24 protein-coding genes and 3 tRNA genes are annotated in these 25,848 nt (G+C 64.8%); 20 read left to right on the top strand and 7 right to left on the bottom strand.

Translation table 11 applies throughout. From position 1 onward, the window contains the following. Nucleotides 1-83: 83 nt before the first annotated feature. The 8 genes from ACJJV2_RS01835 (at nucleotide 84) to nadA (ending at nucleotide 6,673) form a co-directional block, all read left to right on the top strand. On the top strand, nucleotides 84-1,298 hold the full coding sequence (locus ACJJV2_RS01835; RefSeq protein WP_043336371.1) for a hypothetical protein: 1,215 nt from the start codon (nucleotides 84-86) through the stop codon (nucleotides 1,296-1,298). A 126-nt stretch (nucleotides 1,299-1,424) separates the two neighbouring features. After that, nucleotides 1,425-2,462 carry a ScpA family protein gene (locus tag ACJJV2_RS01840; protein ID WP_084589624.1) on the top strand — a complete coding sequence of 346 codons (1,038 nt, stop codon included), beginning with the start codon at nucleotides 1,425-1,427 and terminating at the stop codon, nucleotides 2,460-2,462. Next, nucleotides 2,459-3,562 carry an SMC-Scp complex subunit ScpB gene (gene scpB, locus ACJJV2_RS01845; protein ID WP_405277921.1) on the top strand — a complete coding sequence of 368 codons (1,104 nt, stop codon included), beginning with the start codon at nucleotides 2,459-2,461 and terminating at the stop codon, nucleotides 3,560-3,562. Before ACJJV2_RS01840 ends, scpB begins: the two co-directional genes overlap by 4 nt. A 317-nt stretch (nucleotides 3,563-3,879) precedes the next feature. Then, entirely contained in the window at nucleotides 3,880-4,740 is an 861-nt protein-coding gene (gene rluB / locus ACJJV2_RS01850; RefSeq protein WP_043336411.1) for a 23S rRNA pseudouridine(2605) synthase RluB, read from the top strand. 280 nt (nucleotides 4,741-5,020) lie between these two features. Beyond that, nucleotides 5,021-5,095, top strand: a tRNA-Lys gene (locus ACJJV2_RS01855). A 36-nt stretch (nucleotides 5,096-5,131) separates the two neighbouring features. After that, a tRNA-Lys gene (locus ACJJV2_RS01860) sits at nucleotides 5,132-5,206 on the top strand. A 16-nt stretch (nucleotides 5,207-5,222) separates the two neighbouring features. After that, nucleotides 5,223-5,297, top strand: a tRNA-Lys gene (locus tag ACJJV2_RS01865). 296 nt (nucleotides 5,298-5,593) lie between these two features. Continuing rightward, the gene (gene nadA, locus ACJJV2_RS01870) at nucleotides 5,594-6,673 is read left to right on the top strand and encodes a quinolinate synthase NadA (protein ID WP_405277923.1); all 1,080 of its coding nucleotides are present in this window, start codon (nucleotides 5,594-5,596) and stop codon (nucleotides 6,671-6,673) included. Nucleotides 6,674-6,783: 110 nt separating this feature from the next. Here nadA and ACJJV2_RS01875 read toward each other — a convergent pair whose 3' ends face one another. Continuing rightward, on the bottom strand, nucleotides 6,784-8,286 hold the full coding sequence (locus ACJJV2_RS01875; RefSeq protein WP_405277925.1) for a M48 family metalloprotease: 1,503 nt from the start codon (nucleotides 8,284-8,286) through the stop codon (nucleotides 6,784-6,786). 255 nt (nucleotides 8,287-8,541) lie between these two features. On the opposite strand from ACJJV2_RS01875, the gene ACJJV2_RS01880 reads away from it, so the two are divergent. After that, nucleotides 8,542-8,808, top strand: a complete 267-nt coding sequence (locus ACJJV2_RS01880) for a sulfurtransferase TusA family protein (RefSeq protein WP_043336423.1) — start codon at nucleotides 8,542-8,544, stop codon at nucleotides 8,806-8,808. Further along, nucleotides 8,805-9,896, top strand: coding sequence for an AI-2E family transporter (locus ACJJV2_RS01885; protein WP_043336373.1), 1,092 nt, complete (start codon nucleotides 8,805-8,807; stop codon nucleotides 9,894-9,896). Before ACJJV2_RS01880 ends, ACJJV2_RS01885 begins: the two co-directional genes overlap by 4 nt. Nucleotides 9,897-10,031: 135 nt before the next feature. On the opposite strand, the gene ACJJV2_RS01890 is transcribed toward ACJJV2_RS01885, so the two are convergent. Beyond that, complete coding sequence (locus ACJJV2_RS01890; RefSeq protein WP_279834773.1) at nucleotides 10,032-10,508, bottom strand: peroxiredoxin; 477 nt, start codon at nucleotides 10,506-10,508, stop codon at nucleotides 10,032-10,034. Between the two features lie 447 nt (nucleotides 10,509-10,955). Here ACJJV2_RS01890 and dapA point away from each other — a divergent pair, with 447 nt between their 5' ends. From dapA to purC, 4 genes are all read left to right on the top strand, one after another. Beyond that, the gene (gene dapA, locus ACJJV2_RS01895; protein ID WP_405277929.1) at nucleotides 10,956-11,840 is read left to right on the top strand and encodes a 4-hydroxy-tetrahydrodipicolinate synthase; all 885 of its coding nucleotides are present in this window, start codon (nucleotides 10,956-10,958) and stop codon (nucleotides 11,838-11,840) included. Beyond that, a complete protein-coding gene (locus ACJJV2_RS01900; RefSeq protein WP_054556839.1) occupies nucleotides 11,840-12,778 on the top strand; it encodes a hypothetical protein in 939 nt (312 codons plus the stop codon). The genes dapA and ACJJV2_RS01900 overlap by 1 nt, the downstream gene beginning before the upstream one ends. A 155-nt stretch (nucleotides 12,779-12,933) precedes the next feature. Next, the gene (locus tag ACJJV2_RS01905; protein ID WP_043333823.1) at nucleotides 12,934-13,716 is read left to right on the top strand and encodes an MBL fold metallo-hydrolase; all 783 of its coding nucleotides are present in this window, start codon (nucleotides 12,934-12,936) and stop codon (nucleotides 13,714-13,716) included. A 194-nt stretch (nucleotides 13,717-13,910) separates the two neighbouring features. Next, nucleotides 13,911-14,627 (top strand): phosphoribosylaminoimidazolesuccinocarboxamide synthase, encoded by a 717-nt coding sequence (gene purC / locus ACJJV2_RS01910; RefSeq protein WP_043333774.1) that lies wholly within the window; start codon nucleotides 13,911-13,913, stop codon nucleotides 14,625-14,627. A gap of 158 nt (nucleotides 14,628-14,785) precedes the next feature. On the opposite strand, the gene ACJJV2_RS01915 is transcribed toward purC, so the two are convergent. After that, a complete protein-coding gene (locus tag ACJJV2_RS01915) occupies nucleotides 14,786-15,364 on the bottom strand; it encodes an NADPH-dependent FMN reductase (protein ID WP_043333775.1) in 579 nt (192 codons plus the stop codon). A gap of 187 nt (nucleotides 15,365-15,551) precedes the next feature. After that, entirely contained in the window at nucleotides 15,552-16,292 is a 741-nt protein-coding gene (gene tsaA, locus ACJJV2_RS01920) for a tRNA (N6-threonylcarbamoyladenosine(37)-N6)-methyltransferase TrmO (protein WP_405278640.1), read from the bottom strand. Between the two features lie 359 nt (nucleotides 16,293-16,651). Between tsaA and ACJJV2_RS01925 the strand changes: the two genes are divergently transcribed. The 4 genes from ACJJV2_RS01925 to ACJJV2_RS01940 all read left to right on the top strand — a co-directional run bounded on the left by ACJJV2_RS01925 (nucleotide 16,652) and on the right by ACJJV2_RS01940 (nucleotide 19,202). Beyond that, entirely contained in the window at nucleotides 16,652-17,317 is a 666-nt protein-coding gene (locus ACJJV2_RS01925; protein WP_405277932.1) for a methylthioribulose 1-phosphate dehydratase, read from the top strand. Next, entirely contained in the window at nucleotides 17,314-17,910 is a 597-nt protein-coding gene (locus ACJJV2_RS01930) for a 1,2-dihydroxy-3-keto-5-methylthiopentene dioxygenase (protein WP_405277934.1), read from the top strand. Before ACJJV2_RS01925 ends, ACJJV2_RS01930 begins: the two co-directional genes overlap by 4 nt. Next, on the top strand, nucleotides 17,907-18,587 hold the full coding sequence (gene mtnC / locus ACJJV2_RS01935) for an acireductone synthase (protein ID WP_043333776.1): 681 nt from the start codon (nucleotides 17,907-17,909) through the stop codon (nucleotides 18,585-18,587). The genes ACJJV2_RS01930 and mtnC overlap by 4 nt, the downstream gene beginning before the upstream one ends. A gap of 93 nt (nucleotides 18,588-18,680) precedes the next feature. Next, a complete protein-coding gene (locus ACJJV2_RS01940) occupies nucleotides 18,681-19,202 on the top strand; it encodes a GNAT family N-acetyltransferase (protein ID WP_052384567.1) in 522 nt (173 codons plus the stop codon). A 139-nt stretch (nucleotides 19,203-19,341) separates the two neighbouring features. Here ACJJV2_RS01940 and ACJJV2_RS01945 read toward each other — a convergent pair whose 3' ends face one another. The 3 genes from ACJJV2_RS01945 to nadC all read right to left on the bottom strand — a co-directional run bounded on the left by ACJJV2_RS01945 (nucleotide 19,342) and on the right by nadC (nucleotide 21,905). Then, nucleotides 19,342-20,136 carry an SDR family NAD(P)-dependent oxidoreductase gene (locus ACJJV2_RS01945; protein WP_405277937.1) on the bottom strand — a complete coding sequence of 265 codons (795 nt, stop codon included), beginning with the start codon at nucleotides 20,134-20,136 and terminating at the stop codon, nucleotides 19,342-19,344. 135 nt (nucleotides 20,137-20,271) lie between these two features. Further along, nucleotides 20,272-20,931, bottom strand: coding sequence for a class I SAM-dependent methyltransferase (locus ACJJV2_RS01950; protein ID WP_405277939.1), 660 nt, complete (start codon nucleotides 20,929-20,931; stop codon nucleotides 20,272-20,274). A 110-nt stretch (nucleotides 20,932-21,041) separates the two neighbouring features. Then, nucleotides 21,042-21,905 (bottom strand): carboxylating nicotinate-nucleotide diphosphorylase, encoded by an 864-nt coding sequence (gene nadC / locus ACJJV2_RS01955; RefSeq protein WP_054556845.1) that lies wholly within the window; start codon nucleotides 21,903-21,905, stop codon nucleotides 21,042-21,044. A gap of 171 nt (nucleotides 21,906-22,076) precedes the next feature. On the opposite strand from nadC, the gene ampD reads away from it, so the two are divergent. Further along, nucleotides 22,077-22,688 (top strand): 1,6-anhydro-N-acetylmuramyl-L-alanine amidase AmpD, encoded by a 612-nt coding sequence (gene ampD / locus ACJJV2_RS01960; protein ID WP_405277941.1) that lies wholly within the window; start codon nucleotides 22,077-22,079, stop codon nucleotides 22,686-22,688. A 448-nt stretch (nucleotides 22,689-23,136) separates the two neighbouring features. Beyond that, nucleotides 23,137-25,812: a pyruvate dehydrogenase (acetyl-transferring), homodimeric type gene (aceE, locus tag ACJJV2_RS01965; protein WP_405277943.1), complete on the top strand. Its 2,676-nt coding sequence runs from the start codon at nucleotides 23,137-23,139 to the stop codon at nucleotides 25,810-25,812. Nucleotides 25,813-25,848 lie beyond the last annotated feature (36 nt).

Consider the following 25,848-nt stretch of genomic DNA (forward strand, 5'->3'; position numbering starts at 1 on the left):
GGGACACGACGTCGCGGGGATGCTGATCGGGGCCTCGGGTTGCTAGACTGGCGGCTTCATACGCCTCAGGGAGAACTCACAAGGTGAGTGCCACCGATACCTCGGCCAGGCTGGTGTCCGGCTTACGCCCCACCGGACACCTGCAACTCGGACACTATCAATCAGTGATCCGGCGCTGGACCGAGCTGCAATACCATCACGATGCCTATTTTCTGGTCGCCGACTGGAACGCGCTGGCGGTCAGCGGTCACGCGCCTCACGAGATCGAGCAATACAGCTGGGCGATGGTGATCGACTGTCTCGCCTGTGGGGTCAATCCCAAGGTCGCTACCCTGTTCATCCAGTCGTGGGTGCCGGAGCTGACCGACGTGCACATGATCCTGGCCAGCGTCACGCCCAAGGCCTGGCTGGAGCGTCTGCCCAGCTACCGCGAGATGGTCGCCGGGCTCGGTGAGCAGCAGGGTGCCAGTCTGGCCATGCTCGGTGCGCCCCTGATGCAGGCGGCCGACATTCTGGCGCTGCGGGGGCAGGTGGTGCCCGCCGGCCCCGAGCAGCGTGCGCATATCGAGTTCACCCGTGAGGTCGCCCGGCGCTTCAATCATCGCTATGGCCGCGATGCCGGCTTCGAGGAGCAGGCCGAACGCGCCATCGCGCGCCTGGGCAAGAAGAGCGGTCGCCTGTATCGCGAATGGTTGAGCGATTATCAGGAAGAGGGCGACCTCGAGGCCTTCGAGCGCGCACGTGGCCTGCTGGCCGAGACCAGCAAGCTCAACCGCAACCAGCAGGAGCGGCTGCTCGGCTATCTGGAAGGTGGCGGGCGGCGCATCCTCGGCGAGCCGGAACACTGGCAGGGCGAGGTCGAGCCGCTGCTGGGCATGGAGCTCAAGACACACAAGGCCGCACGGGAAGACGCCATCTTCCTGCGCAGCGGGCGCGACGATATCGCGGCCTGCGTGCGCGAGATGCCCACCGACCCTGCGCGCGTGCGCCGCAAGGACCCCGGCGACCCGCAGCGCTGCCCGCTGTGGACGTTGCATGAAAGCTTCACGCCCGCCTCGGACCGCCAGTGGGCGGAGGAGGGCTGCCGTGATGCCAGCATCGGCTGCCTGGACTGCAAGGGCTGTCTGATCGAGCATGTCGACGCGGCGCTGACGCCGATTCGCGAGCGTGCCGAGGCGCTGGAAGGGGAGCATGGCAAGGTGCGCACCATGATGACAGAAGGGGCCGAGCGGGCCCGCGACACCGTGCGTGACACCCTGGATGAGCTGCGGCGCGTGATCGGCCTGACCTATCGCTAGACGCGGGCGGCGCCGAGCGCGGACCCGGCGTATCACCGGCGGCGTAAAGACTTGGGGGATGGGGCGCGAGCCGCTAGAATGCCCGTCCCCCAGACCCACCTTCACCCGCCTCCTGCAGGAGATGTCATGAGCGACCTGCTCGATGGCGCCAGTTTTGCCCTCACCGATGGGCATCAGCCCGCACCTCTCGTCACGCCCCCGACGGCGGCGTCGACGGTGCTGGCGCGCGTCAACGACACCGCGCTCACCGAGATGCCGCAGGACCTGTACATCCCGCCGGAGGCGCTGCGTGTCTTTCTCGAGACCTTCGAGGGGCCGCTGGATCTGCTGCTCTACCTCATCCGTCGCCAGAACCTCGATATCCTCGCCATCAATGTCGCGGCCATCACCCATCAGTACATCGAGTATGTCGAGCTGATGCACGCCATGCAGATCGATCTGGCTGGTGAATACCTGCTGATGGCCGCGATGCTGGCGGAGATCAAGTCGCGCAGCCTGCTGCCGCGTCAGCCCAAGGCGAGTGATGACGACGAGGAAGAGGACCCGCGCGCCGAGCTGATTCGCCGCCTGCAGGAATACGAGCAGACCAAGCTGGCCGCCGAAGGGCTGGATGAGATGCCGCGTCAGGGCCGCGACTGGTTCGTGGCCACGGCAGACCTGCCCGAGCTCGAGACACGCGTGGTGCATCCTGATGTCGATCTGTCGGAATTGCTCGGCGCGTTGTCCGGCCTCCTGCGTCAGGCGGACCTCGTCCAGGCGCACACCATCTCGCGTGAGGTGATGTCGACCCGCGAGCGCATGCTGGCGATCATGAATCTGTTGACCCATGAGCACTTCACGCCCTTCGAGAAGCTGTTCACGCTCGAGGAAGGGCGTGCCGGGGTAGTGGTCAGTTTCATGGCGATTCTGGAGCTGGCCAAGGAGTCGATGATCGAGATCGTCCAGAATGCGCCGCTGTCACCGATTCACGTGCGCGCCCGCACGCCGGAACCGGACCCAGAGGATGACGAGGACTGGCTGGCGCTGGAATTCGCCGACGAAGACGAGGTGGCGGCCGATCAGGGGGCGTTCGATGACGCAGCGTACGATGACGCAGCGTCCGATGATGCGCAGACGTCACCTTCCTTACCCCCATCCGACGAGCAGGAGAACGCGGCGTCATGAGTTTGCGCGATGTCCCGCTGGACCAGATCATCGAAGCGGCCCTGCTGGCCGCCGGCGAGCCGCTGACGCTTGAGCGCCTGGCCGGCCTGTTCGATGAATATTCAAGCCCGACCAGGCCCGCGCTGCGCGAGGCGTTGGGCAAGCTGGAAGCGCGTCACCCGGCCGACAAGAGCGCGTTGGAGCTGATCGAGACCGCCAGTGGCTGGCGGCTGCGCGTTCGCCAGCAGTATTCCCCCTGGGTATCGCGGCTGTGGGAAGAGCGTCCGCAACGTTATTCGCGCGCCTTGCTGGAGACCCTGGCGCTGGTGGCCTATCGTCAACCGGTGACCCGCGGCGATATCGAGCAGGTGCGTGGCGTGACGGTCAGCTCCTCGATCATGCGTACCCTGGTCGAGCGCGGCTGGGTGAGAGTGGTCGGTCACCGTGATGTGCCGGGGCGCCCGGCGGTATTCGCCACCACGCGTCAGTTCCTCGATGACTTCGGGCTCAAGACGCTGGAAGAGCTGCCGCCGGTGCATGAACTGAAAGGCTTCGAGGGACTCGAACAGCTCGAGGCAGACCTGTATGATGTGCCGCCCTCTCAGACCTTGCCGCTGCCGGACGACCCGGACGGCGAGGCGGAGGAGGCACCGACAGACGGCGCTGATGCGGGGGCTGATCCAGAGCATGACACAACGCCTGAGTCAGCACCTGACGCAGAGACTGGGGAAAAGACTGGGGAAAAGACTGAGTCAGGCGCTGAGACAGGGCTTGAATCAGGTCTTGAGACAGGTCTTGAGACCGACACTGGCACCCCGGTGCCCGACGACTGGCAACCGCCGGACGTCACCGCCGAGCAGCTGGAAGAGGCGCTGAAGATGCGCGCACTCGACATCTCCGGTGCCTCGGCTGACACACCGAACACAGCAGCACCCTCCGCCTCACAGGCGGAAAATGACCACGCCGGGATGGCGTCCACCGGCTCGGGGTTCGACTTCGCCACACTCGAAGCGCGCCTCAGCCAACGTTTGCGCGGTGCAGACGAGGATGACGACGCTGCCGATGCGCAGCCGCACGACTCCTCCGCTGCCGGGACCGTCGATGATGACGACCCTGCGTAGGCGAAACTCCTATAGATGAAATGGTTCATGTCATGAGCAAGACAGACTCTGATAAGCGCAAGACCTCTCGCCCCGGCAGCAGCCAGGCAGGCAACAAGCAGGCTGGCGGCAAGCACGCCGGTGGCAAGGCCGTGACCGGCAAGGCCTTCGCGGACAAAAGCGCGGCTGATTCTGCCGACAAGCGTGGCGAGCAGGCTCGCCCGACCCGTGATACCGGCAAGTCCACGCGCGGCAGCAAGGCCAATGTCGGCAAGAAGCCGGCCGCCGCCGACGCGCCGGAACTGCGTCCGCTGCCGCCGCAGGCCAAGGGCGACAAGCTGGTCGAGGACGAGAAACTGCAGAAGGTGCTGGCGCGCTCCGGTCTCGGCTCCCGCCGTGAGATGGAAGTCGCCATCAGTGCCGGTCGCGTCAAGGTCAACGGCAAGGTCGCCCAGCTGGGCGATCGCGTCGGCCCGCGTGACCAGGTCAGCCTCGATGATCGCCCGCAGAGCCTGAAGGGCGCGGAAGAGACGGCGCGTCGCGTCATCATGTACAACAAGCCGGAAGGCGAGCTGTGCACGCGCAAGGACCCGGAAGGTCGCCGCACCGTCTTCGAGCGTCTGCCGCGCCTGAAGGGCGAGCGCTGGATCGCGATCGGTCGTCTCGACATCAATACCAGCGGTCTGTTGCTGTTCACCACCGATGGTGAGCTGGCCAACCGTCTGATGCACCCGTCGACCCAGATCGAGCGTGAGTACGCCGTGCGTGTCATGGGTGAGGTCAAGCGCGAGCACGTCGTCAACATGGTCAATGGCGTGATGCTCGAAGATGGCCCGGCACGTTTCACCGATGTGCAGGAATTCGGTGGCGAAGGTATCAACAGCTGGTTCCACGTCGTGATCATGGAAGGACGCAACCGTGAGGTTCGCCGTCTGTGGGACTCCCAGGGGCTGACCGTCAGCCGCCTGAAGCGCGTGCGCTACGGCAACATCTTCCTCGACAAGCGCGCTCGCGCCGGTGAGTGGGTGGAGATGGAGCAGAGCGAGATCGATGAACTGTCCACGCTGGCAGGTCTCGAGCATCGCAAGGCGCCGGCCCTGACGCCGGACGAGCAGAATCGCTGGAGCCGCGACAAGCAGAAGCGTCGTCCGGTGCGCGCCATGAAGAAGCCGCCGCAGCGTACGCGCAAGCCGCGCTGATGGCGCAGTCGGTGAGGGCGGCGATGCGCCGTCATTCACTGACATGGCATAAGCTCGTGGACATGCCACGAGCTCGTGCGACCTAAGTGGTAACCCGCAAGCCCGCGCCCATCGCGGGCTTGCGTGTATCTGGCACAGGGGCTGGACCGGGCTCTGGCGCAGGCGCTGGCGCGGGCGTTTCGCGAGGTGCCAGCGGACAAGCTGGTCATTTGCTTGAAGTTTTTTTGCAAAAGGCTTGCGTCGAAACGGGATCGGCGGTATCTTACGTCCCGCTTCGCAAGGGTCGTTAGCTCAGTGGTAGAGCAGTTGGCTTTTAACCAATTGGTCGAAGGTTCGAATCCCTCACGACCCACCATTCTCTGGAATGGTCTCTTGCAAAGCACCCGGCGGCGGGTCGTTAGCTCAGTGGTAGAGCAGTTGGCTTTTAACCAATTGGTCGAAGGTTCGAATCCCTCACGACCCACCATCCGCCACCCAGTTTTGGGTCGTTAGCTCAGTGGTAGAGCAGTTGGCTTTTAACCAATTGGTCGAAGGTTCGAATCCCTCACGACCCACCAGATCTTGCCCCGTGCCTTCATTGGCGCGGGGCAATTTTTGTTACGCGAAAGGAAAGAGTCCGTTGCCCCCAAGTCGACTGGAGCCGCGATCGCGCCAGGCGTATCCTTGTGGGCGAGCCAAGGCTCATGTCCGCCCAGTGCGGACGACGCTGCGGGCGATAGACGCCCAAGGCACACGCCGCAGTCTGGGGAGCCCAGCTGCAGCGCTGGCAGGGCCGCCACGGGCCGTTCGTGTCCGGGCCGAGTCCTGACCCACTCAGCACAGGGGGAGCCCCTGTGGGCTAGGTGAGAGACACATGAACAGCCTGACTAATGCCATGCCGGGTCGTGAGGCCCACAATGCCGTCCGTGAGCAGGTGCGCGAGCATCTGGCCCGCGCTTACTGCCCGACACGCCCCGCCGCCGAGGATGCCGCGCTGATCGACGAGATCAAGCAGCTGCTCATCGAGCGTGATGCCGCACTGGTCGCGCATTACTACTGTGACGACGCCATCCAGCAGCTGGCCGAGGAAACCGGCGGCTGCGTCGCCGACTCGCTCGAGATGGCACGTTTCGGTGCCCGCCATGACGCCTCGACACTGATCGTCGCCGGCGTGCGCTTCATGGGCGAGACCTCCAAGATCCTGTCGCCGGAGAAGCGCGTGCTGATGCCGACGCTGGAGGCGACCTGCTCGCTGGACCTCGGCTGCCCGGAAGACGAGTTCGCGGCCTTCTGTGATGCTCATCCCGACCGCACCGTGGTGGTGTACGCCAATACCTCGGCGGCCGTGAAGGCGCGTGCCGACTGGGTGGTGACCTCCTCGATCGCCGTCGATGTCATCGAGCACCTGCACGCCCGGGGCGAGAAGCTGATCTGGGCGCCGGACAAGCATCTGGGCGCTTACGTGCAGAAGCAGACCGGTGCCGACATGCTGCTGTGGGACGGCGCCTGTATCGTCCACGACGAGTTCCGTGCCCAGGGCATCAGTGACCTGCTCAAGGTCTATCCGGACGCCGCGGTGCTGGTGCACCCGGAATCACCGCAGTCGGTGGTCGAGCTGGCCGATGTGGTCGGTTCCACCTCGCAGCTGATCAAGGCCGCCGTCGAGCTCGACAATCAGCAGCTGATCGTCGCGACCGATCGTGGCATCTTCTTCAAGATGCAGCAGGCCGCGCCGCACAAGCAGCTGTACGAGGCGCCGACCGCCGGCAATGGCGCGACCTGCAAGAGCTGTGCGCACTGCCCGTGGATGGCGATGAACGGCCTGGAGAATCTGGCCGCCGTGCTGCGTCGCGATCCGTCGGAAGCCAATGCCGAGGAAGTCTTCGTCGATGATGACCTGCGTGAGCGCGCCCTGAAGCCGTTGACGCGGATGCTGGAATTCAATCGCGGCTGAGCGCTGACGCTGATCGCCACCAATTGATGTCTGCATGAACCAGAACCGCCGCTCCCGATTCCCCGGGGCGGCGGTTTTTGTTGGCCTGGTGCTGCGAGAGGGAGCGTGCCTCAGAACTCCTCGATGGCGTTGCGATAGCGCTTGAAGTCCTCCCGGCGCGAACTGATACGGTTGGCCATGCTGAAGTCGCCGTTCTTGCGCGCGGCCTCGTCGGCCAGCTTGAGCTGAGCGAAGGCCTTGTCCATGCGGCCCTCCAGCTGGTCGAATTCGGCGCGATACAGGAAGGCCTCGGTGGTGTGGCCGCTGCGCCCACTGGCTTCGGAGGCCAGGCTCCAGACCTTGGGGTCATCGGGATGATCGCGGCGCATGTCCTCCAGCTGCTGGCGCGCGGCGGCGGGGTCCTGTTGCAGCGCGACTTCCGCCATGGCCAGTCGGGTCGGCAGGTAGTCGGGTTGCAGGCGCAGCAGGCGTCTGGCACGCCGTGTCGCCTCCTCATAACGCCGGGCATCCCGCGCGACCTCGACCCCACTGGCGCTGATCAGGGTCAGGTCAGGATGCTTGTCATGCAGGCGATCCAGCGCGGCCAGCGCCTTGTCGACCTGGTTGTGCTCCGCCGCGGCCAGCGCCTGATAGTAGGCAATCGCGTCGGGGTCGGGGTTGTCTTCGCGCAGTGTCGTCAGCCCCTGCTCGGGCTGGCGCAGATTGAGCGCCAGCAAGGCGCGGGCACGGATCATCGCGTAGGCGAGCTGCGCGAGCGGGTCGGGAGTCACCTTCTGCATGGCGTCGGCACGGGCCTGGGTGTCGCCGATGCGCGCCTCGGTCACCGGGTGCGTGAGCAGAAATTCCGGTGCATTGCCGCCCTGCAGGCTGGCCATGCGTTGCATGGCGCGGAACATGCGCGGCATGGCCTCGGGGTCGAAGCCGGCGCGTGACAGCGCATCGATGCCGACGCGGTCGGCCTCCTGCTCGAAGCGGCGAGAATAGGCCAGCTGATCGGAAATGGCGGCGGCCTGGGTGCCGGCCATGGTCGCGATGCCCGCTGAACCGCCCCCACCCGCCGCGATCACCATGCCGGCGAGGAAGCCGGCCAGCGTCGGCAGGCGTGTCTCGGCCTGTCGCTCCATGTTGCGCGCGAAGTGATGCTGGGAGAGGTGGCCCAGTTCGTGGGCGAGTACCGAGGCGAAGGCGTCGCGGTCCGGCGCGAAGGCGAACAGGCCCGTATTGACGCCGACCACGCCGCCGGGCACCGCGAAGGCATTCAGCTGGCTGCTGGCGACCAGCGTGATGATGAAATTGCGCTCATCCAGCTCGCTCCACGGCGCCAGTTGACGCACGATGCTACCGATCCAGTCCAGAGTGATGGGATCATCCCATTCACGCACATGGGCGCGGAACTGACGTAGCCAGGCGCGACCGATACGATATTCATCGTTGCTGGAGATGCCGCCACTCGCACTCCCCAGGTCCGGCAGTCCATAGTCGTTGTGGGATGCGGCCGGCGCACTGGCGACCGGCGCGCCCATCAGCAACAGGCCGAGCAGGGCGCTCGACAGGGTGGCAAGCCCGCGGCGTCCGATGCGGACGCGTCCGCTCAAGGGGGGCAGCAACGACATGCAGGCAATCCTCTTCGATATGGCGCAAGGTGCGGTCGGCTCGCAGGATTGCCGGGCGCCGCACTGGCGTTGACGGCCCTGCGCGAGTCCGGGCAAGACGCAGCCGCGCAGGGCGGAAAGTTGCTTTGTCAGGCAAGGTGCCCTTAAATCGGGGCGTTTTCAAGCTGCACCCTCCATGGTGTGCGGCAGAACATCATAACGAGAACGGAAGGGCAGATGGCATTCGAACGACCTGGCGCTGAGACTGCGAATCCGATGGCTGACTCCACGGCCGATACCCACCTGCAGACGCTGGATGCGCGCGGCCTGCACTGTCCGTTGCCGCTGCTGCGCACCAAGCTCAAACTGGCTGGCATGAGTGCCGGCGAGCAACTCGAGGTCCTCGCCAGTGACGCTGGCGCCTGGGGCGACATCCCTGCCTATCTGGCGCTGAGCGATCACGCGCTGGTCTCGCGTGAAGAGACGCCAGAGGGCGATTATCGCTTCGTGATCAAGGCGCTGTGCGAGGAAGATCCGTCATGACCATGAAGACGTTGTTGCGTGGCTGGATCGAGCGCTATTTCTCCGACGAAGAAGCGGTGGTGCTGTTTCTGGTGCTGGTGCTGGTGTTCGCCGCCGTCATTCTGCTCGGCAGCATGCTGGCGCCATTCTTCACCGCCCTGATCGTCGCCTTCCTGCTGCAGAGCGGCGTGAGCTGGATGGAGCGCCGCGGTCTGCCGCGCCTGGCGGCGGTCAGCCTGATGACGCTGGTGTTCATGGGCATCATGCTGGCCAGTGCGCTGATTCTGCTGCCGCTGGTCTGGCATCAGCTGGCCAATCTGATCCAGGAGATTCCCGGCATGTTCGCCTCCGGGCAGCGCTGGCTGGGCGAGTTGCAGGAGCGCTTCCCCGGCCTGATCACGCCGGAGCAGGTCCAGCAGTGGGTCGGTGCCGCCGGACGTGAGCTGACCCAGTTCGGGCAGCGCGCGGTATCGCTGTCGCTGGCGTCGCTGGGCAACCTGATGGGTGTGGTGATCTATCTGGTGCTGGTGCCGATCCTGGTGTTCTTCATGCTCAAGGACCGCGAGCGGCTGGTGGACTTCACGCTGGCGCTGCTGCCGCGCAAGCGCCTGCTGATGAGCCGGGTCTGGAACGAGATGGATGACCAGATCGCCAACTTCGTGCGCGGCAAGGTGATCGAGATCGTCATCGTCGGCGGCGTCAGCTACGTCACCTTCGTCGCCTTCGGGCTGCCGTATTCGGCGCTGCTGGCGATCGTGGTCGGCTTCTCGGTGCTGATTCCCTACATCGGCGCGGCAGGGGCGACCTTGCCGGTCGCCGCCGTCGCCGGTTTCCATTACGGGCTGGGCGACACCTTCATGTACGTGATGATCGCCTACGGCATCATCCAGGCGCTGGATGGCAACGTGCTGGTGCCGCTGCTGTTCTCGGAGGCGGTCAATCTGCATCCGGTGGCGATCATCCTCGCGGTGTTGTTCTTCGGCGGCATCTGGGGCTTCTGGGGGGTGTTCTTCGCCATCCCGCTGGCGACCCTGATGAAGTCGCTGCTCTACGCCTGGCCGCGCCGGGCGCGCGCCGAGGAGAATCGGGTCGCGGACAAGAGCGCCTGATCGAAAAAGCCCCGCCAATCGGCGGGGCTTTTTTCATGGCTGAGGCGGCTGGCGCACAGGCGCTCTCTGCTCAGCTGTTTCTTCACGAGCTGATGTCACATGAGCTGCTGCCACTCGAGCTGCTGCCATTCGAGACTAGCGGTCAGCGTTGAGCTCGCGGGCGGCTTCCAGCACTTCCTCGACATGGCCCTTGACCTTCACGCCACGCCATTCGCGCGCCAGATTGCCGTCGGCGTCGATCAGGAAGGTGGAGCGCACCACGCCGAGACTTTCCTTGCCCATGAATTTCTTCATGTGAATGACGTCAAAGAGCTTGCACAGGGTCTCGTCCGGGTCGCTGATCAGCTCGAACGGGTAGCCCTGTTTCGCGCGGAAGTTCTCATGGGTGCGCAGGCTGTCGCGGGAAACGCCGAGAATCACGGTGTTGGCCGCTTCGAATTCCTCGAGGTTGTCGCGGAAGTCACCGCCTTCGGTGGTGCAGCCCGGCGTGTGGTCCTTCGGGTAGAAATAGATGACGGCTTGCTTGCCCTTGAGGCTGGCCGGAGTGACTTCGGTGTCACTGGTGGCCTGGGCGGTAAAGTCGGGAATTGGCTGACCGAGGCTGACGCTCATCGTGCTCTCCTGGCGATGACTGACGGCCATGTGGTGGCTGACAGTGCTGAATGATGAAAAAAACCGGCAGTGATGGACATCGCGCTTGCCCGCTTCTGCGGTGTGTCCTGCATTACACGCAGGGCGTCCTGACTTGTCAAAGACAGGGCAGAACTCTTGTGTTTCACCGTCTTGGCGACCGGCGCCATCGCGCCCATCCACCGTGCATCTGCCCCGTGGAAAGGCGAGGGAATCCACCGCTTTGCACAACCGGTGCAGATGGCGTCTGTACAGGCTTCGATGGTCTTTGTAACATCATCACCCTTGACGCGACTCGCGTGTCGGCGTGCCCACGCAATCAGAGTCCTGCGTCAACCAATTTATGTCAGATGTCTGTCCCCGAGATCCGTTGTTTCAACAGCGCAGGGACACGCCTGGCGCATCAGGCACCAGAGGAGAATTCGAGGGATGATCACAGGTAGCATTGTCGCACTGGCGACCCCGATGAAGGCCACCGGCGAGATCGACTGGGACGCCCTGCGCCAGCTGGTCGCCTTCCACCTCGAAAATGGCACCGATGCCATCGTCGCCGCCGGCACCACCGGCGAGCCGACCACCATGTCCTTCGCGGAGCACTTCGATGTCATCCGCTGTGTGGTCGAGACGGTCGCCGGCAAGATTCCGGTCATCGCCGGCACGGGCGCCAACGCCACCTCCGAAGCGGTCGAGCTGGCTCGCTACGCCAAGGAAGTCGGTGCGGATTACTGCCTCTCCGTGGCGCCGTACTACAACAAGCCGACCCAGGAAGGGCTCTACCAGCACTTCAAGGCGGTCGCCGAGCAGGCCGGTATCCCGGTCATTCTCTACAACGTGCCGGGTCGCACCTGCTCCGATATCTACAACGAGACGGTCTTCCGCCTCGCCGAGCTCGACAACATCGTCGGCCTCAAGGATGCCACCGGCAACCTGGAGCGCGGTCAGGAACTGATCGACCGCCTCAAGGACACTGACTTCGCGCTCTACTCCGGCGATGACCCCACGGCCTGCGACTTCATCCTGATGGGCGGCCACGGCGATATCTCCGTGACGGCCAACGTCGCGCCGCGCCTGATGCACGAGATGTGTGAAGCCGCCGTGGCCGGCGATGCCGAGCGCGCTCACCAGATCAACACGCGCCTGATGCCGCTGCACTCCGCGATGGGCGTCGAGTCCAACCCGATCCCGGTCAAGTTCGCCATGCACCGCATGGGCCTGTCGCCGGAATCCGGCGTGCGTCTGCCGCTGACCTGGCTGTCCGAGCAGTATCACTCCACGGTCGAGGAAGCACTGCAACTGGCCGAGGTGCTCAACTGATGAGTCAGCGTTTCGTGCCACTGGCCCTGCTGACGGCGCTCGCGGTCGCAGGTTGTTCCAGTGATGGCTACTACTACGATCGCAACAGCGAGTATGCCGATGCCAGCATCGCGCCGCCGCTGGAGCTGCCGGACACGATCAATCGTGGTGATTACCAGGATTCCATGCCGGTGCCGCAGGCCAGCAGTGACTTCCTGGCCAGCGACGACTTCGAGGCACCGCGTCCCCAGCCACTGGCGACCAGCGAGCAGGGCGGGCGTGAGTTCGTCGCCATGCGTCAGAGTGGCGATGCACGCTGGCTGGCCGTGAACGCCGCGCCGGCAGCGGTGTGGACGCGTCTGCAGTCCTTCGTGCGCGACCAGGGCCTTGATGTGCAGAGCATCGATGCCGGCAAGGGCGAGATCACCACGGCCCAGGGCATCATCAGCGTCAGCCAGGGGCTGCGTGCCGATGCCTCCGAAGTGCGTTGTCAGCAGGGCGGCGATGTCGCCGGCAGCTGCCTGAACGCGCTGAGCGGCTATCTGGCCGCGTCTTCCGCCGATAGCGGCGTCTCGCTGGCGGCCCAGTCGCTCAGCCGTGATGACCGCGTGCGCCTGGAAGGCCGCGATGGCACCTGGCAGGTCGATCTGGCGCTGGACACCGAGCGCAGCTGGGCCGAGCTGCTCTATCAGCTGCAGAAGAACTTCAACACCGACTACCAGACGCTGACCGATCAGGACCGCTCGCGTGGCGAGTTCATGGTCGATTACATCCCGCGTGAAGAGCGTGATGGCGGCTGGTTGGGTATCGGGGGCGATGGTGACCCGGTGCCGATGGTACTCAAGCTGCGCGCCGAGAATGACCACACCCTGGTCACGGCGACCCGTGCCGATGGTGAAGAGACCACGCCGGCACTGGCGCGTGAGCTGCTCGACGCCGTGGCGTCGACACTGCGCTGAGCATGTGGCTCGACACGCCTTGCGCCGCCTCATCTGACGACTCGTCGGGTGAGGCGGCTGCGTCGTTTCAGATCCCCCTCCCGGTGGCAGGCAGTGGGGCGCTGGTGGCTGGCCTGACGGCCGCCCGTGGGCCGAGTGACGACGCCCAGGGCGTGATGGCGATGGCTTCGCTGGGCAGCGGCAGCAAGGGCAACGGCACGCTGATCCGCACCCGCGAGGCACTGGTGCTGGTCGATTGCGGCTTCACCCTCAAGGAGACCGAGGCCCGCCTGGCGCGCCTCGGCGTGCATCCCTCGCAGCTGGACGCCGTGCTGGTCACGCATGAACATGGTGATCACCTGAGCGGCGTGGGGCCGCTGGCGCGTCGCCATGGTGTGCCGGTGCATCTGACCACCGGCACCTGGCTTGCCGGGCGTGCCAAGAAGCTCGGCGCGCTGCCGAGTCGCCATCTGATCACGCCGCAGCAGGAGTTCGCGATCAAGGATCTCGAGATTCTGCCGGTCACGGTGCCCCACGATGCGCGCGAGCCGGTGCAGTTCGTCTTCAACCGGCGCGGTGAGACCGCCACGCGTCGCCTCGGCGTGCTGACCGATCTCGGTCACGTCAGTGAGCATGTGCTGCAGTGCTTTGCCGATTGCGATGCGCTGGTGATGGAGTTCAACCACGATCCGCAGATGCTGGCCAGCGGGCCGTATCCGCCCAGCCTCAAGCGGCGGGTCGGGGGGCGGCTCGGTCACCTGGCCAATGCCCAGGCGTGTGCCGCCTTGCCTTATCTGGGGCTGGCGCGCCTGCAGCGGCTGGTGGCCTCGCACCTGTCGGAGAGCAACAACCATCCGTCATTGGCCCGGGAGGCACTGGCCCCCTGGCTTGCGGATGACGATAGTCGCCTGATCATCGCCGCGCAGGACAGCGGCTTTGGCTGGCAGGCCATCGCCTGATATTCATGACGCCCGGTCGCTTCGCGATCGGGCGTTTGTGATTCTGGATGAGCTGACCAGATGGACAGCTCTCGAATCACCTCATACACCAGCGCCACAGTCCTTCTCGACTGGGCGTGACAGACTCAAGCGTGATCGATTCATCGTCGACCGCCTCAACACTCGACGCGTCTAGCGTCATCAGGGGGAATCTCATGGAAAAGCGTGAAGAGCTCTACGCTGGCAAGGCCAAATCCGTCTTCGTCACTGACGACCCGGATCTTCTGCTGCTGGAATTCCGCGACGATACCAGCGCCTTCGACGGCAAGCGTATCGAGCAGCTGGATCGCAAGGGCATGGTCAACAACAAGTTCAATGCCTTCATCATGGAGAAACTCAAGGCGGCCGGTATCCCGACCCACTTCGAGCGTCTGGTCAGCGACAACGAATGTCTGGTCAAGCGTCTCGACATGATGGCGGTGGAGTGCGTGGTGCGTAACATCTCCGCCGGTTCACTGGTGCGTCGTCTGGGTGTCGAGGAAGGCATCGAGCTCAATCCGCCGACCTTCGAGCTGTTCCTCAAGAACGACGAGAAGGGCGACCCGATGATCAACGAGTCGCTGGTCGAGACCTTCGGCTGGGCAGAGCCCAAGCACCTGGCGCGCGCCAAGGAACTGACCTTCCAGGTCAATGACATCCTCAAGCAGCTGTTCCTCGACGGCGGCATCCTGCTGGTCGACTACAAGCTCGAGTTCGGCGTCTTCAAGGGTGAAGTCGTGCTGGGTGACGAATTCTCGCCGGACGGCTGCCGTCTGTGGGATGCCGAGACGCGCGAGAAGCTCGACAAGGACCGCTTCCGTCAGGGCCTGGGCGGCGTGATCGAAGCCTACGAGGAAGTCGGTCGCCGTATCGGTATCGATTTCTCGGCCTGAGCCTGAGCTTGGGTGGCGCATTGGGGCCTTGAGGCTGTGACGTCACGCAGACTGCGCATCAAGGAACGGCCCCCTGCCATCGGCAGGGGGCCGTTCTTGTTTGGCAGGCGCCAAGTGTCTGGCCGGGAACGTAGCTGTGAGGAAAGAGGCGTGGCGCTTCAGGAGGCGCGCAGGCTGGCCAGGTCGATCACCTGGCGGGCGACAGCCGCGAGGGCGTGGTCCTGGCCTTCGTCATCCAGGCTGCCATCCTCGTGGAAGGCGCTGGCGGCACGCGAGACCGCGATCTGCTGGGGCGCGACCAGCATGCCGAGGTTGTTCAGGTACAGGCGCACGAAGGGCAACGCGCGCATGCCGCCCATGGCACCGGGTGAGGCCGAGACGATGCCGACCGGCATGCCGCGCAGGGCGTCCATGCCGCTCTGGCCATCCGCCGCCGGGCGTGACAACCAGTCGAAGGTGTTCTTGAGCAGCGGGCTGAAGAAACCGTTGTATTCCGGTGTCGCCAGCAGCAGCCCCTGATGGCTGGCCAGCATCTCCTGCAGGCGGTCGGCGCTGGCGGGACGGCCATTGGCCTCTTCGCTGTCGCCATCGTAGAGCGGCATCGGGAAGTCGTTGAGATCGAGCAGACTGACCTCGGCACCTTCCTGCCGAGCGTGGTGCGCCAGGCGCTCGATCAGGCGTCGATTGACGGAGGCCTTGCGGGTACTGGCGGCAAAGGCAAGCAGACGGATACTCATGCGGCGGACTCCCGGTGAAGCGAGTGGAGATGAAGGAACGCACGCCCAGTATGGTCAGGTCTCGTGACGGTTTGCCAATCCAATCCGGCATTGTCTTGATCTGGCGCGCGCAATCCTTCGATCCGCTTCATGCAAGGCGTTGACCCCCACTGGGCAAGGCGTTGCCCTGGCTCGCGCAGGGGGTTGATCAGACGGCCACGATGGCTGCGACCTCCATCGTCAAGGAGCCATCGGGTTGCGTGCGGGCCGTGAAGCGCACATCCACGTCCACCAGCCGCACGCCATACTGGCGCTTGCCATCGGCGGGCCTGGCGGCGTGATAGGCGGGGCGCGGGTCCTGGGCGAGCACTTCCTCGATCAGCGCGCGCAGCGTGGCGCTGTCGGCCCGGGTCGCCAGTGTCTGCTCGGCCTGTGCGCTGAAGACGACGGCGTGACGCGGCGGTGGCGCAGGCGCATAGCCGGCACGCGCTTCGGGCACCGCATCGACCCACGGCAGATACGGCTTGATGTCCATCACCGGTGTGCCATCGAGCAGGTCGTGACCGCGCAGCAGCAGGCGCACGCCGTTGCGCTTGCCCGACTGCCCGCCATCCGGCGTGGCGTTGGCCGCCGTCTCGACGCCTGCCAGTTCGACCACCGACTGCCCCAGCCGGTTGGGACGATGGGTGCTGCGCGAGGCGAAGACGCCGGTGCGCGCGTTGCCCCCCAGGCGCGGCGGGCGGATCAAGGGCGTCCAGCGTGTGGGGCTGGCGTGGAACAGGAAGTGGATCCACAGATGGCTGAAGCCCTCGATGTCGCGCACGCAGTCCGGGTCATCGAAGGGTGGCAGCAGGTGCAGGATGGCGGTGGCGTGGCGCGCCAGCCCCGGCTGGCGGGGAATGCCGAACTTGTCCGGGTAGCAGCTTTCGATGATGCCCACCGGCTGCATGGCCTGTTGCCCCAGCGCCGCGGCCTGCTCGCGCAGATGAGGGGGCAGCAGCGGCAGGCGCCTGGCCAGTGCGGCGTCGCTCATCGGGCGCTCGGCCGTGTCGGCGGTCGGGTGGGGGCTGGCGGGCTGATCGGAAGAGGACATGGCAAGACCGTGGCAGAGGCTGAAGTGATGATGGCGCAGAATGTCGTGTGACATTCCAGACCGCCATGATGCCATGCCCGTCGTCGCGCGGCATGACTGGTCTCACTGGGTCGGCTTGTGTAGTCTGCCGCGAGAGCAGCGCCGCGTGGCGCTGAATCGTGATGCTGGCGACGGGGCGTGAATGCCCCGCGCGACTCTTGAGGGCAACTTTGATCATGTCAGACCCTATCGCCATTGCCGCTGCCGACGGCCTGCCGTTGACACTGGACCTCGACCGCCTAGCACTGGCGAGCCAACAGTTGATCGAGGCCGGTCAGGCGCTGGATGCTGCCGGGCAGGTGCCGGCCACCGGTGGCAACTTCTCCTGTCGTCTCAGCGATCGCCTGATGGCGGTCACCGCCTCGGGTTGCCACAAGGGCCGCCTGACCAGTGGCGACATTCTGGTCAGCGATTTTGCCGTCAGGCTGCAGGGCACTTCCCGCAAGGCCTCTGACGAGGCGCGCCTGCATGGTCAGCTCTATGAAGACCTGCCCCACGCACAGGCGATTCTGCATACCCACTCCAGGACCGCCACCGTACTGTCACTGTGCCATGAGGGCGACACCCTGAGCCTGGAGGGTTTCGAGCTCAACAAGGCGCTGGAAGGCGTCAAGAGTCATGAGACGGCGGTACGCCTGGCCGTCTTCGACAATACTCAGGATATCGAGGCGCTGGCGCTGGACGTGCGTGCCCGGCTGGCCGCCGATGCCGATCTGCACGGCTACCTGATCCGCGGCCATGGCCTCTACACCTGGGCCAGCAGCATGACGGCCTGTCGCCGCCATGTCGAAGCGCTCGATTTCCTGATGGGTTGTGAACTGGAACTGAGGAGACAGCGATGAGCTTTCTGGCCATCTACGCCGAGCAGGACGCCTCGCGTCCGCAGTTGATCACCAATGATGGCGCGCAGATCGCCAGCGAACTCGAGGCCGAAGGCATTCGCTTCGAGCGCTGGACGGCGGGCTGCGAGTTGAGTGATCCCACCGACCAGACCCAGGTGCTGGCGGCCTACGCCGACGATGTCGCGCGTCTCAAGTCCGAGAACGGTTTCGTCACCGCCGACGTGATCGGCCTGACGCCGGATCATCCTGACCGCGACGCCCTGCGCGGCAAGTTCCTCGATGAGCACCGCCACGCGGAGCATGAGGTGCGCTTCTTCGTGCGCGGCAGCGGCATCTTCTACCTGCATCTGGGCGAGCGCGTGCTGGCGGTCGGTTGCGAGAAGGATGACCTGATCGCCGTGCCGGCCGGCACGCCGCACTGGTTCGACATGGGGCCGACGCCGGACTTCACCGCCATCCGCCTGTTCACCAATCCGGAAGGCTGGATCGCCAACTTCACCGACAATGACATCGCCGCCCGCTTCCCGCGTCATGAAGCGCTGGCCGAGCACTTTACCCAGACCGCAGCCCCGCATTCCCAGGAGTCCGCATGATTCGCGCCATCGTCACCGACATCGAGGGCACGACCGGCTCGATTCGCTTCGTGCATCAGGTGCTGTTCCCCTATGCGCGCGCCAATCTGGGCGATTTCGTGCGCGCCAACGCCGAGCGTGAGGACGTCGCCGAGCAGCTGGCCGCCACCCGCGAGCTGGCCGAGGCGCCCGCGGCCGATCTCGAGGCCGTGATCGCCATTCTGGAAGGCTGGATCGATGCCGACCGCAAGGCCACGCCGCTCAAGGCGCTGCAGGGCATGGTCTGGGCACAGGGCTACGCGGACGGTGACTTCACCGGCCATGTCTATCCCGATGCCGTGAAGGGATTGCGTGACTGGAAGGAACGCGGACTGTCCTTGTATGTCTACTCTTCAGGCTCCATCCAGGCCCAGAAGCTGCTGTTCGGGCATTCCGATGTCGGCGATCTGACTCCGCTGTTTGCCGGCTACTTCGACACCACCACGGGCCCCAAGCAGGAAGCCGAGAGCTATCGCCGCATCGCCGGTCAGCTGGGCATTCCGGGCGCGGAGATCCTGTTCCTGTCGGATGTCGTCGCCGAGCTGGACGCCGCCGCTGCCGCCGGCTTCCATACCTGGCAGCTGGTGCGGGAGCCGGACATGGTCACGGGAGATCACCCCCGGGCCAGCCGCTTCGATGAGGTGTCCTTCAGCGGCTGAACAGGACGCTTCAGTGACAGGTGACAGCCGTGGGCCTGTCAGATTTTCCATGAATACATCGTCCTCGTTTGAGGACACAAGGAGGACGAACGATTGCACAGCCAGACCGATAGCCGTGAAGTGGCCAGGGAGCGTGTTCATATCGTGGCGGCGCAGCCGCAGCATGCCGCGGATCAGGCCGAGGTGTTCTACCAGGCCGTCATGCAGGGTGCTGCCGGCCACTATGATCTGGCGCAGCGCCAGCAGTGGGCCGCGCGTGTCCCGCGCGACGCCGAACGCTGGGCCGCGCGTCAGCATCGCTTCGAGGTGCTGGTCGCGGAGCGTGATGGTCGCTGCATCGGCTTCTGCGAGTACGCCCCCGAATGGCCGCTGGCGCGTATCGAGATGCTTTACGTCTATCCGAGTCTGATGGGGCAGGGCATCGGCAGCCAGTTGCTGGCGGCGGCCGAGCGCGACCTGCGTGAGCGCAAGGTGCGCGTGATGAGCCTGGAAGCCAGCCTGACGCTGTCACCGGGCCTGGCCCGCCGTGGCTGGCACAGTCTGGGGCTTGAGCACGTCAAGCGCGATGGCATCTGTCTCAAGCGCGAGCGCTTCGAGAAACGTCTCGACGAGTGAAGCGCCTGGGTGAGTGAAGCGCACAGCACTGTGATGCTTAACATGAAGACGCTCCCGCCGGTCATCCGGTGGGGGCGTCTTGCGTCTGGCATGGTGTCGCGTCTGGCATGGTGTCAGTTATGCCGCGTGATCAGATCGATCAGGCCATGGTGTCGACGATGCCGCCTTCCACGCGCAGTGCGGCGCCGGTGGTGGCGCTGGCCTGTTCGGAGGCAGCGTAGACACTCATGTTGGCGACTTCCTCGGGGCTTGCCAGGCGCTGCAGGATGGAGGTCGGGCGGGCCTGCTTGACGAAGTCGGCCTCGACCTCCTCAAGTGACCTGCCTTGCTCCTCGGCATTCTGCTTGAGCATCTCGAGCACGCCCTCGGAGCGGGTCGGCCCCGGCAGGATGGCGTTGACGGTCACCCGGGTGCCGGACATCACCTTGGCGAGCCCACGCGAGACGGACTGCACCGCCGATTTGGTCATGCCGTAGTGGACCATCTCGCTGGGGATGTTGAGCGCCGATTCGCTGGACAGGAACTGGATGCGGCCCCAGTCGCGCTCCTTCATGCCGCGCGCATAGTGGCGGGACAGGCGCACCGCCGACATCACGTTGACCTGGAAGAACTGCTCCCAGGTGTCGTCGTCGGTGTCGAAGAAATCCTGCGGGGCGAAGATGCCGACATTGTTGATCAGGATATCGGTGTCCGGCACGGCGCGGATCAGCGTGTCACAGCCTTCGCGTGTGCCCAGGTCCGCGGCCACGCCCTGTACCTCGCTGCCGGGCGCCTTGTCTCTGAGGCTGGCGACGGCCTCATCGACACGTGCCTGGGTGCGGCCGGTCAAGGTGACACTGGCGCCTGCGCGGGCAAGCCCTGTGGCGATGGCGAAGCCGATACCGGCAGTGGAACCACTGATGATGGCGCTGCGGCCGCGTAGATCAATCTGCATGCAAACCTCCTTGCAGGGAGCGACGGCGACGAGAGCCCAGGCAGGTGCCTCGAGCCGTGTCGCTCTCGTCATCCGGGTGTGCTCATTGCGTGGCGATGCCGAGCGCGCAATGCAAGGGGGGAGTGGCAGTGCAGATCAGATCTTGCGCAGATGCATGTGGCGCAACGCCCCGCCGGGGCCGAGGTCGCGGTCCTCGAGTCGCTGCACCGCATGGCCCTCCAGCAGGTTGTCCAGCGGCACATTGAGGTTGGTCGCCACCAGCCGGGCCAGAGGATTGAGCAGACGACGCAGTCGCCCGGCCGGGCGATTGCCGCGCAGGCCCTTGTCGAGCAGTGACAGCTCGCCATCGCTGGCCAGCACGCGCAGCGCTTCATCGAAGGCGCGCTGGGGCTGGGGCACCACGGCGATGATCAGGTGGGCGATGACGACATCGAAATAGCCATCGGGGAAGTCGAGCGCCATGGCGTCGCCCGGCTTGACGTTGGCATCGAAGCCCAGCGTCTCGGCGCGCTCGCGACAGCGGCGCAGCATGGCGGGGGAGGCATCGATCACCTCGAGTTCGATGTCTCGGGGCAGGAAGGGCAGGTCGAGCCCGGTGCCACCGCCGAGCAGCAGCACGCGGGTGCCCGCCTGGATATCGAGAGTCGCGATGGCATCACGCCGCGCGGAGCGCAGGATGCGGGCGGCCACACGGTCATAGATCGGCGCGTAGAGACTCCAGCGGCGCGTCTGCCAGCCGCCGCCTGATGCCTTGGGGGCTTCAGGTGGCGGTTGATGAGGAGATGGCTGGGACATGGGGCGCCTCCCTGGCGGCATGGCAATGTGTCGTGACAGATGGGCCGGCGTCAGCGGCGACCTCTGCAGGACAGGAGCTGGCCAGCAGGAAGGCATTCACCTGTCGTTGGCTAGCGGGTCTCGACAGTGTAGATGCGCATCGACAGGTCGATGGAGGTCACGTCCTTGGTCAGCGCGCCGATCGAGATGCAATCCACGCCGGTGGCGGCGATACCCGGCAGGGTCGCCTCGCTGACGTTGCCGGAGGCTTCCAGCACGGCCGGCTTGGCATGCGCCTTGTTGCGCGCCACGGCCTCGATGAGCTGATCGTTGTCGAAGTTGTCGAGCATGATGACGTCGGCACCGGCATCCAGCGCCTGGGCCAGTTCCTCGAAATTCTCGACTTCCACTTCACAGGTGACGTCGGAGGCGATGTCGCGCGCCTCACGTACCGCCGCCGCGATGCTGCCACAGGCGGCGATATGGTTTTCCTTGATCAGGAAGGCGTCATAGAGGCCGATGCGATGATTGTGGCCACCACCGCAGCTGACGGCGTATTTCTGGGCGACACGCATGCCAGGCAGGGTCTTGCGGGTATCGAGCAGGCGCACGCCACTGCCCTCGACCAGCGAGGCATAGTGGCTGGCGCGGGTCGCGGTGCCGGAGAGCGTCTGCAGCAGGTTGAGCGCCGCGCGCTCGCCGGTCAGCAGCGAACGTGCCGGGCCTTCCAGCTCCAGAAAGGGCGCGTCGGCCTCGAGGCGATCACCGTCGCTGGCCAGCCACTTGAGGCTGACGCGCGGATCGAGGCGCCGAAACAGCTCATCGACCCAGGGCACACCGCACAGGATGGCCGGTTCGCGACTGATCACGCGCGCCTTGGCCCACTGGCGCTCCGGAATCAATTCGGCGGTGATATCGCCACCGCCGACATCCTCGGCGAGCAGGCGGGCGGCGCTGGTACGGATATCCTCGGCGAGGGCGTCGTGGAAGTTCATGCGCGTCTGATCCTTGTACGAAGAGTGCTGCCGGAGCCGGGGTCTGTGCGTGTGCCGGGGCAGTGACACAGACCCGTGGCTGCCGAGCATGCCATAATGTGCGCCATTATAGGAAAAGCCACGCGAGCGGTCAGTCCCCGCGTGCGACGACCTTCCCGTCTGGAGTCTTCGATGCCCCCCTTGTCCTCTTCCCCGCGGTCGGGCCACCTGACGCGTCTGGCGGTCACCCCCGAGCACTGGCTGGAGAGCGCCCGTCAGGTGCCGTCTCCCAATCACAATGCTCGTCCCGAGGGAGAAGTCTCGGCGCTGGTGCTGCATTCCATCAGCCTGCCGCCCGGACGCTTCGGCGGCCCGGCCATCGAGCAGCTGTTCACCAATCAGCTCGACCCCGGCGCCCACCCTTACTTTGCCGATATCCATCAGCTGCGCGTCTCGGCGCACGTGCTGATCCAGCGCGACGGTCGCCTGGTGCAGTTCGTGCCCTTCGATCGTCGTGCCTGGCACGCAGGTCGCTCGCGCTGGCATGACGGTCAGCGTGAACGTGTCGAGCTCAATGACTTCACCATCGGCATCGAGCTCGAGGGCGATGAGGTGCATCCCTATCGCGATGTCCAATATCGCACCCTGGCACGCACCGTGGCCGGCCTGATGACGAGCTATCCCGCGCTGACGCGCGAGCGCATCACCTCGCATGCGCGGATTGCGCCGTTGCGCAAGACGGATCCTGGCCCGGCCTTCGATTGGGCTTACTTCGATCGCCTGCTGGACGACATTCAGGACTAAGGTCGCAGGTGTCTCGCGATGGTGCATTGCAGCATTGTGTGGCGTCTCCATGCAGGAAACGCCCAGTGGCGGGGCGCGTTGGTAGTTTTACTACATCACGGCTATCGAGGGCGGCTCAGTCTGGCGTATGAGTCCCGACCGCAAGGCGCATGAGGCCAGTGCTGCTGCGGGGCAGCCAAGCGTTGCACCTGCTCGGTGAGTCTTGCTGCCCTGAATTGGCACGCGGGGGTGTTTGCGGTATCTTTCACGCCAAATGACTGCATCTTGTGCCCTGCTTTGGCGCAGGATGCGCGTCGAGATTGACGGCCGGCAAGACCCGGTCACGACAGGTTTATCGGAGATGCGACCCACTCAGAAGGTCGTGCCCACACTGAAGAGCGCCACTGGTTTCGATATCGCTGTTCGTCGAAACGTTTGACAAAAAATTTCTTCACTCGGAGAGACGTCTATGAGTCTGGAGGCAAGAGAAGATCTCGATCCGATCGAAACCACGGAATGGTTGGACTCCCTGGAATCGGTTCTGGATCGTGAGGGTGAGGATCGTGCCCAGTACCTGATGACACGCTTGGCCGACCGCCTGCGTCGTGATGGCCATCAGGTGCCCTTCTCGGTGACCACGCCCCATCGCAACAGTATCCCCGTGCATCGCGAAGCGCGCATGCCGGGCGACCTGTTCATGGAGCGTCGTATCCGTTCGCTTATCCGTTACAACGCCATCGCTCAGGTGATCCGCAACAACCGTGCCCACAAGGGCCTGGGCGGTCACATCTCGAGCTTCATGTCCAGTGCGACGCTTTACGACGTAGGTTTCAACCACTTCTTCCGTGCACCGGAAGGAGATTTCGAGGGCGATCTGCTCTACATCCAGGGGCACGTGGCGCCGGGCATCTACGCCCGTTCCTTCCTGGAAGGTCGTCTCAGCCAGGAGCAGATGGACAGCTTCCGTCAGGAAGTCGACGGCAACGGCCTGTCTTCCTATCCGCACCCGTGGCTGATGCCGGATTACTGGCAGTTCCCGACCGTCTCCATGGGTCTGGGCCCGATCCAGGCGATCTACCAGGCGCACGTCATGAAGTACCTCAACTCGCGTGAGTTGAAGTCCATGTACGACCGCAAGGTGTGGTGCTTCATGGGTGACGGCGAGTGTGACGAGCCGGAATCCCTGGGTGCCATCTCGCTGGCTGGCCGCGAGAATCTCGACAACCTGATCTTCGTCATCAACTGCAACCTGCAGCGTCTTGACGGTCCGGTGCGCGGCAACGGCCGCATCATGGACGAGCTGGAAGGCGTCTTCCGTGGTGCCGACTGGAACGTGCTCAAGGTCACCTGGGGTCGCTTCTGGGATCCGCTCTTCGAACAGGACAAGAAAGGCATCCTGCAGAAGCGCATGGACGAAGCGGTCGACGGCGACTACCAGAACTACAAGGCCAATGGCGGCGCGTACACGCGTGAGCACTTCTTCGGCAAGTACCCGGAGACGGCCGATCTGGTCAAGGACATGTCAGACGACGACATCTGGCGTCTGAACCGTGGTGGCCACGATCCGTACAAGGTCTACGCGGCGTATCACGAAGCGGTCAACAACTCCAATGGTCGTCCGACCGTCATCCTGGCGCACACCGTCAAGGGTTACGGCATGGGCATGGGCGATGGCGAAGCGGCCAACGAAGCCCACCAGGTCAAGACCATGGAACACGAAGCGCTGAAGACATTCCGCGATCGCTTCGGTATCCCGCTGACCGACGAACAGCTCGAGGAAGTGCCGTACTACAAGCCGGCTGATGACAGTCCGGAAATGAAGTACATGCACCTCATGCGCGAACGTCTGAACGGCTATCTGCCGCAGCGTCGCACCGAGTACGAAACGCTGGAAATTCCGCCGCTGGACGACAAGATCTTCGCGTCCCAGCTCAAGGGTTCCAACGGCCGCGAAGTGTCCACCACCATGGCCTTCGTGCGCGTGCTCAACGGTCTGGTCAAGCACAAGACCCTCGGCGAGCGTGTCGTGCCGATCATTCCTGACGAAGCGCGTACCTTCGGCATGGAGGGCATGTTCCGTCAGCTGGGTATCTACACCGCGGCAGGCCAGAAGTATGAGCCGGTCGACAAGGGTCAGATCATGTATTACCGCGAGGACCAGAAAGGTCAGGTCCTCGAGGAAGGCATCACCGAAGCAGGCGCCATGTCTGCCTGGGTGGCGGCGGCAACGTCCTATGCCAACCACAACCTGCCGCTGATGCCGTTCTACGTCTACTACTCGATGTTCGGCTTCCAGCGCATCGGTGACCTGGCGTGGGCCGCAGGCGACCTGCAGGCACGTGGCTTCCTGGTCGGCGGTACTGCCGGTCGTACCACCCTGAACGGCGAAGGTCTGCAGCACCAGGATGGCCACAGCCATATCCTGGCCTCGACCATCCCGAACTGCCGCACCTACGACCCGACCTACGCTCACGAAGTGGCGGTCATCGTGCAGGACGGCATGAAGCGTATGTTCGAGCAGCACGAGCCGGTCTTCTACTACCTGGCGGTGATGAACGAGAACTACGAGCAGCCGGCACTCGAGACGGTGCCCGCAGAGGACATCATCAAGGGGATGTACCTGCTCAAGGAAGGCGGCAAGGACGGCAAGGCACGCGTTCAGCTGCTGGGTTCCGGCACCATCCTGCGTGAAGTCGAGGCAGCCGCCGAGATGCTCAAGCAGGACTACGGTGTCGACGCCGACATCTGGAGCGTCACCAGCTTCAACGAGCTGCGTCGCGAAGCGCTGGAACTGGATCGTCAGGCCTTCCTCAAGCCGGAAGAAACCCCGGCCAAGCCGCACGTCACTCAGTGTCTGGAAGGACGTGACGGCCCGGTCGTGGCTGCCACTGACTACATGAAGCTGTTTGCTGACCAGGTTCGTGCCTGGGTGCCGGCTGACTATCACGTGCTCGGTACCGACGGTTTCGGTCGTTCCGATACCCGCGAGAAGCTGCGTCACTTCTTCGAAGTCGACCGCAACTTCGTCACCGTCCAGGCCCTGAAGGCGCTGGCGGATCGTGGTGAGATCGACCGCAAGGTGGTCGCGGAAGCGATCAAGACCTACGGCATCGACCCCAACAAGCCGAATCCGCTGAACGTCTGAGCGGAGATCGCGGAACAGGCGAGCGGCACTCCCTCC

It is taken from the genome of Cobetia sp. Ld8 (genome assembly GCF_045066615.1).
Lineage (GTDB): Bacteria > Pseudomonadota > Gammaproteobacteria > Pseudomonadales > Halomonadaceae > Cobetia > Cobetia amphilecti.